13 protein-coding genes are annotated in these 11,252 nt (G+C 31.3%); 11 read left to right on the forward strand and 2 right to left on the reverse strand.

Annotated features, from left to right (window positions below; all coding sequences use genetic code 11):
• Position 1: 1 nt before the first annotated feature.
• The 4 genes from CD129_RS00765 to hfq all read left to right on the forward strand — a co-directional run bounded on the left by CD129_RS00765 (position 2) and on the right by hfq (position 3,964).
• Complete coding sequence (locus tag CD129_RS00765; RefSeq protein ID WP_078356290.1) at positions 2-1,678, forward strand: glycerol-3-phosphate dehydrogenase/oxidase; 1,677 nt, start codon at positions 2-4, stop codon at positions 1,676-1,678.
• A 175-nt stretch (positions 1,679-1,853) separates the two neighbouring features.
• Positions 1,854-2,801 carry an alpha/beta hydrolase gene (locus CD129_RS00770; protein WP_160149114.1) on the forward strand — a complete coding sequence of 316 codons (948 nt, stop codon included), beginning with the start codon at positions 1,854-1,856 and terminating at the stop codon, positions 2,799-2,801.
• Positions 2,794-3,723, forward strand: coding sequence for a tRNA (adenosine(37)-N6)-dimethylallyltransferase MiaA (gene miaA, locus CD129_RS00775; RefSeq protein WP_078356292.1), 930 nt, complete (start codon positions 2,794-2,796; stop codon positions 3,721-3,723). The genes CD129_RS00770 and miaA overlap by 8 nt, the downstream gene beginning before the upstream one ends.
• 13 nt (positions 3,724-3,736) lie before the next feature.
• Complete coding sequence (gene hfq, locus CD129_RS00780; protein ID WP_078356293.1) at positions 3,737-3,964, forward strand: RNA chaperone Hfq; 228 nt, start codon at positions 3,737-3,739, stop codon at positions 3,962-3,964.
• Between the two features lie 67 nt (positions 3,965-4,031).
• On the opposite strand, the gene CD129_RS00785 is transcribed toward hfq, so the two are convergent.
• Positions 4,032-4,505 carry a glutathione peroxidase gene (locus CD129_RS00785; protein WP_078356294.1) on the reverse strand — a complete coding sequence of 158 codons (474 nt, stop codon included), beginning with the start codon at positions 4,503-4,505 and terminating at the stop codon, positions 4,032-4,034.
• Positions 4,506-4,613: 108 nt separating this feature from the next.
• Between CD129_RS00785 and hflX the strand changes: the two genes are divergently transcribed.
• From hflX to CD129_RS00810, 5 genes are all read left to right on the forward strand, one after another.
• Positions 4,614-5,852 carry a GTPase HflX gene (gene hflX, locus CD129_RS00790; RefSeq protein WP_115337502.1) on the forward strand — a complete coding sequence of 413 codons (1,239 nt, stop codon included), beginning with the start codon at positions 4,614-4,616 and terminating at the stop codon, positions 5,850-5,852.
• Between the two features lie 11 nt (positions 5,853-5,863).
• The gene (locus CD129_RS00795) at positions 5,864-7,111 is read left to right on the forward strand and encodes a methionine gamma-lyase family protein (RefSeq protein WP_107509959.1); all 1,248 of its coding nucleotides are present in this window, start codon (positions 5,864-5,866) and stop codon (positions 7,109-7,111) included.
• Between the two features lie 87 nt (positions 7,112-7,198).
• Positions 7,199-7,555: a MerR family transcriptional regulator gene (locus CD129_RS00800; protein WP_115337501.1), complete on the forward strand. Its 357-nt coding sequence runs from the start codon at positions 7,199-7,201 to the stop codon at positions 7,553-7,555.
• A gap of 18 nt (positions 7,556-7,573) precedes the next feature.
• The gene (glnA, locus tag CD129_RS00805; RefSeq protein ID WP_115337500.1) at positions 7,574-8,914 is read left to right on the forward strand and encodes a type I glutamate--ammonia ligase; all 1,341 of its coding nucleotides are present in this window, start codon (positions 7,574-7,576) and stop codon (positions 8,912-8,914) included.
• Between the two features lie 174 nt (positions 8,915-9,088).
• A complete protein-coding gene (locus CD129_RS00810; RefSeq protein WP_115337499.1) occupies positions 9,089-9,328 on the forward strand; it encodes a hypothetical protein in 240 nt (79 codons plus the stop codon).
• A 45-nt stretch (positions 9,329-9,373) separates the two neighbouring features.
• Here CD129_RS00810 and CD129_RS00815 read toward each other — a convergent pair whose 3' ends face one another.
• Positions 9,374-9,853 (reverse strand): MepB family protein, encoded by a 480-nt coding sequence (locus CD129_RS00815; RefSeq protein WP_078356299.1) that lies wholly within the window; start codon positions 9,851-9,853, stop codon positions 9,374-9,376.
• 131 nt (positions 9,854-9,984) lie between these two features.
• On the opposite strand from CD129_RS00815, the gene CD129_RS00820 reads away from it, so the two are divergent.
• Complete coding sequence (locus tag CD129_RS00820; RefSeq protein WP_078356300.1) at positions 9,985-10,473, forward strand: GNAT family N-acetyltransferase; 489 nt, start codon at positions 9,985-9,987, stop codon at positions 10,471-10,473.
• A 47-nt stretch (positions 10,474-10,520) separates the two neighbouring features.
• On the forward strand, positions 10,521-11,252 hold a 732-nt coding region (locus tag CD129_RS00825), incomplete at its 3' end, for a sulfite exporter TauE/SafE family protein (RefSeq protein WP_144436997.1).

Below are 11,252 nucleotides of genomic sequence, written 5' to 3' on the forward strand. Positions count from 1 at the left end.
TATGCAACAATTATCAGCGTTAAACCGCAACCAGGTTAAAGATCAACTTAAGAATACAGAATATGATGTAGTCGTTATAGGTGGAGGTATTACTGGTGCAGGTATTGCATTAGATGCATCTCAACGTGGAATGAAAGTAGCATTAGTAGAAATGCAAGACTTTGCTCAAGGTACAAGTTCAAGAAGTACTAAACTAGTCCACGGTGGATTACGTTATTTAAAACAATTCCAAGTAGGCGTAGTTGCTGAAACAGGAAAAGAAAGAGCAATTGTTTATGAAAATGGACCACATGTAACAACACCAGAATGGATGTTATTACCATTGCATAAAGGTGGAAGTATGGGACCTTTCACAACTTCTATCGGCTTAAAAGTATATGATTTCTTAGCAGGAGTTAAAAAATCAGAACGTCGTACAATGTTAAATAGAGATGAAACTATTAACAAAGAACCTCTAGTTAAGCAAGATGGCTTAAAAGCGGGTGGCTATTATGTTGAATACCGTACAGACGACGCTCGTTTAACAATTGAAGTTATGAAACGTGCACGTGAATTCGGTGCTGATATTATTAACTATGCAAAATCAAACAAATTTTTATACAACAAAAAGAACAAAGTTGCTGGTATAGAAGCTACTGACTTATTACAGAATGAAATTTTTGAAATTAAAGGTAAAAGAGTTATTAATGCAGCAGGTCCATGGGTAGATGAAGTAAGAGGGAAAGATTACTCAACAAACAATAAACAACTTAGATTAACTAAAGGTGTTCATATTGTCATCGACCAAAGTAAATTCCCATTACAACAAGCTGTTTACTTTGATACTGAAAATGATGGCAGAATGATTTTTGCTATTCCTAGAGACGGAAAAGCATATGTTGGTACAACTGATACAATATATGACAATGATAAATCATCACCTAAAGTTACAGAAGAAGACCGTCAATATTTAATAGATGCGATTCACTATATGTTCCCAACAGTTAAAGTTGAAGATAAAGATATAGAATCTACATGGGCTGGTGTAAGACCATTAATCTTTGAAAAAGGTAAAGATCCTTCAGAAATATCTCGTAAAGATGAAATATGGGAAGGTGACTCAGGATTACTTACAATTGCAGGTGGTAAATTAACAGGTTACCGTCACATGGCTCAAGACATTGTTGACTTATTAAGTAAACGTCTTAAAGAAGATTACAAATTAACATTTAAACCTTGTAACACTAAAGAAACTTACATTTCTGGTGGTAACGTTGGTGGTAGTAAAAATTATGAATCATTTGTAGAAAGCAAAGTTAAAGAAGCTAAAAACTACAACCTTTCTGAAGATGCTGCACGTTATTTAGCTAGAAAATATGGTTCAAACGTTGACGAAGTATTTGAAATTGCTCACGCTACACAAGTTGCGGATGTAAACTTGCCAATCGAAGTATACGCAGAAGTGATTTATAGTATTCAAAAAGAAATGGTTCATAAACCAACAGACTTCTTAGTACGTCGTTCAGGACGTTTATACTTTGATATTAGTTACGTATTAGAACATAAAGATGCTATTGTTGAAGTAATGGCAAAAGTATTAAATTATGATAATGACAGTAAACGTTTATATAAAGATGAATTAGAACAAGCTATTAAAGAAGCGGTTAATCCAAACGATCAACCAGCAATCATAAAATAATTTGTTAATATTTGGTATTTTTTTGCGCTGACTCCTGCGGGAAAAGCATGCGCATAAAAAAATGAGGCTGAGACATTTAATTGTCTCAGCTTTTTTATTTATCAGAGAAAGCAGGTAATATATTTTTAAGCAGTATAGAATTTGATATAATGATTCAAAAGGGAGGCGTATGTCTTTGAGACGTTTTAATCATAGAATTACTCTGTCAACAGAACAGACGTTAGAAGTTACCATAGATAAAACAGATGAAAAACCTATAGGCATTATACATATATTGCACGGTGTAGCTGAGCATAAAGATAGATATGACGCTATAGTTGAGTATTTATGTAAAAGAGGCTATCATGTTATTCGTCATAATCATCGTGGACATGGTATTAACATTGAAGAATCAACGAGAGGTCATTTCAATTCATTACAAGATTTAGTTGATGATACTAAAGAAATAAGAGATACATTTAAAAATGAATTGAATCCTGATTTACCTTATATATTACTAGGTCATTCAATGGGTTCACTAATTGCAAGAAAATTCGTACATGATTACCCAGATGATGTTGATATATTAATCTTATCTGGTACTGTAGTTTATTCGAATTTACGCGGCAAAATGAACTTATACGCTCTAAAAGTAGTGAATTTATTTTTGGGAAGTCGTACTAAGTCTAAATTTATTAACAATATTGCATTCAAAACTACTAACCGTCAACATAAAGATTTAAACAAAGATAATAATTGGATTAGTCAAAGTGATGAGAACCGTGAACTATATGAGCAAGATAAATTTGCAGGATTTCCAGTATCACACAAAATCCTTTTAGAGACAGTTAGAGCTACAGTCCAAACTAAAAAATCAAATTTCATAAAGGTGCAAAATAAAAATATGCCTATATTACTTGTATCAGGTAAAGAAGATCATTTTGGTGGTTTTGGACAAGGTATTAAACAATTAGCATCTATTTATAAACGTTCAGGTGTTAAACATGTCACAGTGCAACTATATAAGAATAAACGTCATGAAGTTTTATTTGAAACGAATCAATACGCCGTTTATGAACATTTATATAATTGGTTGAATTTACAAATTAAACAATTAGAAAAAGAGGAATCTTCAAATGAATGATAAACCATTAATTGCAATAGTTGGACCAACAGCTGTAGGGAAAACTGAATTAAGTATTAGATTGGCTAAAGCTTTAAATGGTGAAATTATAAATGGTGATGCTTTTCAAATATATAAAGGCTTGGACATTGGTACTGCCAAAGTTACAGAAGAAGAAAAAGAGGGTGTAGTCCATCATTTAATTGATGTTTATGAACCCGATGAACCTTATTCTGTCTACAAGTTTAAACAAGATTTTACAAAAGTAGTTGAGGATATTCATAATAGAGGTAAGTTACCTATATTAGTTGGTGGAACTGGGCTATATGTTCAGTCAGTATTATATGATTATCAGCTTGAAGAAGAAGAAATAAGTTCTGAAAAAATGGAAATTATAAATAATAAATTAAATAAATTATCTAATTTCAAAAATAATGAATTGCATGACTATCTTTATCAAATTGATCCAGAAACTGCGTCAACAGTGCATCCAAACAATCGCAAAAGAGTTGAAAGGTCAATTGAATATTACTTAAAAACAAAAAAAACTTTAAGTGAACGAAAGAAAAGCCAGACATTTTCTGGAAAATATAGTACAATATTAATTGGGATAGAAATGTCGCGCGAAATATTATATGAAAGAATTAATATGCGTGTAGACATGATGTTGCAGCGAGGATTATTAAGAGAAGTGTCTAATCTTGTTGAGAAAGGGTATGAAAATTCTCAAAGTATGCAAGCAATTGGATACAAAGAATTAATACCTGTTGTAAAGGGAGAAATAGATATAGAAACTTCAAAAGAACAAATCAAGCAAAATTCACGTAGATATGCCAAACGTCAAATGACATGGTTTAAAAATAAAATGAATGTTACTTGGTTTCAACGGGATAAACAGTCTTTATCAGAAATCGCAGACAACGTAATCCAATTATCCAAGTGAAGGGGAAAGTCATATGGCAGAGAAAGAAAATATTCAAGAAGTATTGTTGGAGAAATTCAAATCAGATGGTACTGAATTAACAGTCTTTTTACTGAATGGATTTCAAATGAAAGGCAAAATTGTCAACTTTGACGATAATGTTGTACTTTTAGATATTCAAGGGAAAGAAAATCTAATTTACAAACATGCTATTTCAACTTTCGTAGATACACAAGACGAAGAAAATAAAGACAATGAATAAAGTCCTGTGATGTAATTAAGAGGTTCTAAGATAGTAGTTTAATATACTATCTTAGAACCTCTTAAATTTATAATAATTCTTCTATTGAACTTCTTAATTGATCTGGACTTTTTTGTGGAGAAAAGCGATTAACGACCTCACCATCTTTGTTTACTAAAAACTTAGTAAAGTTCCATTTAATAGCTCCATTTAATATACCTTTTTTCGCAAGCGTAAGGTATTCATATAGTGGATGTTGTTCAGAACCTTTTACTTTTATTTTTTCATGCATTGGAAAAGTTACACCAAAGTTTAATTTACAGTTTTGGTAAGCTTCATATGAGTCTCCAGGTTCTTGATTGCCAAATTGATTACAAGGGAAACCAAGTACGACAAAGCCTTTATCTTTATAATCTTGATAAAGCTCTTCTAATCCTTCAAATTGTGGAGTGAAACCACATTCACTAGCAGTATTAACGATTAAAATTGCTTTCCCTTTATATTCAGACAATGAATATCTCTCACCGTTTGTTTTCGCAACTTCGAAGTCATAAATTGACATTGCAATCACTCCTTTTCTTATTTCCATTATAGTCGTAAATTTATAAAAGTCATATCAATATGCATACTGATTTATATGTTAAAATATAATTAAAGAGAGCGTGATAAAATGAAGAATGATATGAAATCTACTAAACATGATACTGAGAAGGTAATCTTATTAGCATTTCAAGATAAAAGAATTGATGAAGCTACTTTTCAATCAACAGTTGATGAGTTAGAATCTTTAGCGGCTACAAGTAAACTTGAAGTGATAGAAATATTCACTCAAAAAAGAGACAGACCGGACCAACAGTATTATTTTGGAAAAGGGAAAATTGAAGAAGTGATTGAATATATAGAATTAAATGACTTAAATGTTAATGCCATAATTGCAAATGACGAGTTAACAACTGGACAATCTAAACATTTAGATGAGTTATTTAATACGAAAATAATCGACAGAACGCAGCTTATACTAGAAATTTTCGCTCAAAGAGCATCTAGTAGAGAAGGGCAATTACAAGTTGAGTTAGCCCAACTAGATTATTTGCTAACAAGGTTATCAGGTCACGGAAAAAGTTTATCTCGACTTGGTGGAGGGATAGGCACAAGAGGACCTGGTGAAACAAAATTAGAAACTGATAGAAGACATATACGGACTAGAATGAATGAAATAAAGCATCAATTAGAAACTATTGTTTCACACCGCTCAAGATATAGAGAGCGACGACAGCACAATCAAGCATATCAAGTTGCACTTATAGGGTATACAAACGCTGGTAAGTCTTCATGGTTCAATCAGTTATCTAATGACGAAACGTTTGAACAAGATTTGCTTTTTGCAACACTAGATCCAAAATCAAGAGCAATTACAATAAATAATGGATTTAAAGTGATAATTTCAGATACGGTTGGTTTTATTCAAAAGTTACCAACGACACTTATTGCAGCTTTTAAATCAACATTAGAAGAAGCGAAATATGCTCAATTGTTAATTCATGTAGTTGATGCAAGTCATCCACATCATATGGAGCAATATGAAACAGTTATGTCATTAGTCAATCAGTTAGAGATGGGACATATCCCAATGCTCGTTGTATTTAATAAAAAAGATATGGTTCAAGGAGCGCATTTAGCTGTTTCAGAACATTCAATTTTTGTTTCTGCAAAAAATGTTCAAGATAAAGTTATAATGAAAGAAAAATTAGTACAAATGATAGAAGAAACAATGGAATATTATGAAATGACGATTCCGTCATCAAATGCTGATCAATTATATTGGCAAAGAACACATACTTTAGTTGAGACAATGGATTTTGATGAAGCATCAAATTCATATCTTGTTAAAGGATATAAACAGAAATAAGAGGTTGAAAAATGGAACAAAAATTAAACAATTTAATTACAGATGTAGAAACAGAATTAAGACCATATTTTGATAAGATAGAACAAAATGCATTAATTGCTCAAGAGAGAGTATTAGATGCGTTTCATGATGTGAAAATTACTGAATCTGATTTAGTAGGTACAACTGGTTATGGTTATGATGATATTGGTAGGGATCATTTAGAAGATGTTTATAGTAGGGTATTTAAAGCTGAAGATAGTTTAGTAAGACCTCAAATTATTTCAGGCACACATGCTATCACATTAGCACTTAATAGTCAGCTTAAATATGGTGAAGAGTTGTTATATATAACAGGTACACCATATGATACGCTGTTAGAAGTAATTGGCGTTAATGGAAACGGAATCGGAAGTTTCTTGGAGCAAGGTATTTTATATAATGAAGTTCCTTTAAAAGATAATGAAATAGACATAGATTCTGTGTTAAAAAGCATAAATGAATGTACAAAAGTTATTGCAATCCAAAGATCAAAGGGGTATAGCTCTAGACCTTCATTAACAATCGATCAAATTGAATATGCAATAAAACATATAAAAAAGAAATATCCGGATATGATTATATTTGTAGACAACTGTTATGGAGAATTTGTTGAAGATAGAGAACCTATTGAAATAGGTGCTGATATTATGGCAGGATCGCTTATTAAAAATCCAGGTGGCGGACTAGCAAAAATAGGCGGGTACATTACAGGTAAAAGAGAATTAATCGAACGTTGTGGATATCGTTTAACAGCACCAGGAATCGGCAAAGAAGCGGGTGCATCTTTAGGAAACTTGCCAGATATGTATCAAGGTTTCTTTCTAGCGCCACATGTAGTCAGTCAAAGTTTAAAAGGTGCACTATTTACTTCACTATTATTACAGAAATTAAAAATGACAACAACACCACACTATAAAGATAAGCGAACAGATATTATACAGTCCGTTACTTTTGAAACAAAAGAACAAATGATAGCATTTTGTCAGTCGATTCAACATGCATCCCCAATCAATGCGCATTTTAGTCCTTTGCCTAGTTATATGCCAGGTTATGAAGATGATGTCATTATGGCAGCAGGTACATTTATACAAGGATCATCAATTGAATTAACTGCAGATGGTCCTATTAGAGCGCCATATGAAGCATATATACAAGGTGGATTAACATATGAACATGTTAAAATTGCAATTAAAAGAGCGGTAGAAAATTTAATAAACAGTCAACTTGTTAAACTTTAATTTTATGTAAGGTTTTCTAACATTTATTTGTTTTCTGAAAATTTATGTGCTAAATTTATTTTAAGTTCTTAAATGAAGGAGGCGGTCGTGCTGTCTAGAGACATAATTAGAAGAAACATGGCCGTGTTTCCCATTGGTGTAGTGATTAAGTTAACTGAGCTAACAGCAAGACAAATCAGATATTACGAAAGCAACGAACTAGTCTCACCCAAAAGGACTGAAGGTAATCAACGGTTATTTTCTTTAAATGACTTAGAGCGATTACTTGAAATTAAAAATCTTATCGAAAAGGGATTTAATATGAAAGGTATAAAACAAATTCTTTTACAAGAACAAAATGACCTTTCTGATGAAGAACTGAAGATGAGAGAACGTGTAATTAGAGGAACTTCTAAAACAGAAGGACAACTTAATCGTGGAGATTTATCAAGATTTTTTAAATAAAAACTGGAGGATAATCACATGGCTAAACAAACATTTACAAAGGAAGATATTTTTCGTTTTGCTGACGAAGAAAACGTACGCTATTTAAGATTACAATTTACTGATATTTTAGGAACAATCAAGAACGTAGAGGTACCAATTTCACAATTAGAAAAAGTTTTAAACAATGAAATGATGTTTGACGGTTCTTCAATTGAAGGATTCGTGCGAATTGAAGAATCGGATATGTATTTATGTCCTGACCTAGATACTTGGGTAATTTTCCCATGGACAGCAGGTAAAGGAAAAGTAGCACGATTAATTTGTGATATTTATAGTCCAGACGGTAATCCATTCCCTGGTGATCCACGTACAAACTTAAAACGTGTATTAGCTGAAATGGAAGAGTTAGGATTTACAGATTTCAACTTAGGACCTGAACCAGAATTCTTCTTATTCAAATTAGATGAAAAAGGAGAACCAACATTAGAATTAAATGATAATGGTGGTTATTTTGACTTAGCACCAACAGATTTAGGTGAAAACTGTCGTCGTGATATCGTATTAGAATTAGAAGATATGGGCTTTGATATCGAAGCAAGTCATCACGAAGTAGCACCAGGTCAACATGAAATAGATTTCAAATATGCTGATGCAATTACAGCATGTGACAACATTCAAACATTCAAATTAGTTGTAAAAACAATCGCTCGTAAACATAATTTGCATGCAACATTCATGCCAAAACCATTATTTGGTGTAAACGGAAGCGGAATGCACTTTAACGTTTCTTTATTCAATGGTAAAGAAAATGCTTTCTTTGATCCAAATGGAGAAATGCAGTTAACAGATGACGCTTTCCACTTTATTGCAGGTATCTTGAAAAATGCGCGTGGATATACAGCAGTATGTAACCCATTAGTAAATTCATACAAGCGTTTAGTTCCAGGTTATGAAGCACCATGTTATATTGCATGGAGTGGACAAAACCGTTCACCATTAGTGAGAATTCCAGTGTCACGCGGATTATCAACTCGTGTTGAAATTCGATCAGTTGACCCAGCAGCTAATCCATATTTAGCATTAGCTACAATTTTAGAAGCTGGATTAGATGGAATTAAAAATAAATTAACACCTCCAGAATCAGTAGATCAAAACATCTATGAAATGGATAGAGAAGAACGTGAATCAGTAGGCGTTCAAGATCTTCCTTCAACACTTTATACAGCTGTTAAAGCAATGAAAGAAAATCCAGTTGTTAAAAAAGCATTAGGAAATCATATCTATCGCCAATTCATACAATCTAAATCATTAGAATGGGATTACTACCGTACCCAAGTATCTGAATGGGAAAGAGAACAATATATGAAGCAATATTAATTGCTTAACCCCTCAAAGCTCAATGCTTTGAGGGGGTTTTTTATTACAAAAATTTAACGATATTAACTTGATTTCAATTCTATAATATTATAATATAAAATAAAAAGAATATAATATGCGTGTTATGTTACTATATTCTTACATAAACAAACTTTACAAATTGGAGGTACCTTTATGAATAACGATTATGTAACAAGACCTGAATTCAAGCTACACCAAAAACATATGGATACCAAATTAAATATGCTTGAGAAGTCACTTAAGTCAGAAATAAAAACAGCGATTAGTGAGTTGAAAAATGAGATAAATGATAATAAAGTTACGACAACCAGATTTTGGATAGGAATTAGTATACCTGCAATAATTGGTATAGCATCACTAGTGGTTAGTATTGCTACTTTACTTTTAAAGTAATAAGTAATGAAATATAAATAATTTTTACTAGACTTAAACCAATTACTAATATAATTCAGTTAATCTTCTAATATCAACTTTATCTGATAAATCTATAAAATAATCTTTTTGCCATTTTTGTGTTTGAGAAGCGGTTTTGTTTAAGTTATCTTCCCAAGTTGGATATACTCTCATAGCCATTTTTCCTGTTATGTTGTTACTGCTTATTATTTTTTTCTTGTATAATAGATCCTTAGGAAAAACAAATTGCCCCTTTTTTCTTTCATCAATTATTGTAACGATAAGTTTATCTAATGTTTCTTCATATGTGTAAGGTCTATTTTTATTATTTTCGTCTTTTATCCAAAATACTACAAAGTAACCCTGTTTATTTGGTGTCTTTTTTGCGCGTCTACTTCTATATGTTTTATCATTTATTTGATAATGACAACTCTCATATTCAATATTTAATGGTTCTATTTTCATATTTTCAATAAGGTGTAGTTCCTTTAATATTTCTTCTGTTAATGTAATTGATTCAAACAACTCATCAAGTCCTTTAATTATTTTGTTATATTTTAATATTTATAAGTATATCATTTATTATAATAAGCTCTTTACTTTTCATGTTGGATTGATATGATTAAATAAATTAGAGGTGCGATGGAGGTCAAGTCATGATTAGAAATGCAACTGAGGATGATTTGAAGTTTATTTTAGATATTTATAATGATGCTATTTTAAATACAACAACTGTATATACTTATGAACAGACAGATCTTGAGGAAAGAAAAAAATGGTTCTATAGTAAAGTAGAATCTGGTTTACCTGTTATAGTTTATGAAAAGGATAATGAGATTGCTGGGTTTGCCTCATATGGTCCGTTTAGAAATTGGGCAGCATACCAATATACGATTGAACATTCTATTTATGTAAGTTCTAAATTTAGAAGGCAAGGTATTGCTACACAATTAATAGATCATTTAATTTTACTTGCGAAAGTTGATGGCTATAAAACAATGGTTGCGGGTATTGATTCATCTAATGAAGGTAGTATACATTTACATAAGCAAAAAGGTTTTAAACATATAGGTACACTTGAAAAAGTAGGTTATAAATTTGATAAATGGCTGGATTTAGCCTTTTATCAAATTTTATTGAAATAAGCTGAAATATAGTGTTTTTTTAATAGTGTATTAATAAAGGGGATATTATGGATTTTACAATTTTGATATTAGTTATCGTATCAATACTATTAGGCGCATTAGTGCGTAGTATTTTTGGTTTTGGTGAAGCATTAGTCACTATGCCATTATTGTCACTTTTTAGTATTGATTTTAAATTATCAGTTTCGATTGTTGCAATTGTTGGTTTGTTGGTAGCATTTCCTGTATTTATTAAGAGCAGAAGAAATCTCAATTGGTCAATTGTAAGAAGATTGTTGGTTGGTTCAATTATTGGTGCTCCAGTTGGTATATTAATCGTTAAATGGGCAAATGAAGATGTCATTATTAAAGTATTAGGTATTTTCATCTTATTGTACGGAACCATAAACTTAATCAATCATTATAGAAACATCTATCAAATAAATAAACAAATACCGAAGTTATATGATTATATAGCAGGACTCGTTTCAGGTATCTTAGGTAGTGCATATAATAGTCATGGTGTACCCATTATTGTTTACGGTACTTTAAAAAAATGGCATGTAACAGATTTAAAGAATATTTCTCAAGTTCACTTTTTCATTACGGGGTGTTTTATAGTATTTAGTCATGGTGTTTCTGGGTTTTGGTCGAGCTCTTTATGGTATTTACTCATTATGATTTTACCATTACTTATTATAACTTTGTGGGTAGGACATATTATTAACACTAAGATTAATCAACAAGTATTAATAAAGTATATATATATTTTATTAATTTGTTTTGGTATTGTTATGATT

The organism is Mammaliicoccus fleurettii, from assembly GCF_003970575.1.
In the GTDB taxonomy this organism is placed as follows: domain Bacteria; phylum Bacillota; class Bacilli; order Staphylococcales; family Staphylococcaceae; genus Mammaliicoccus; species Mammaliicoccus fleurettii.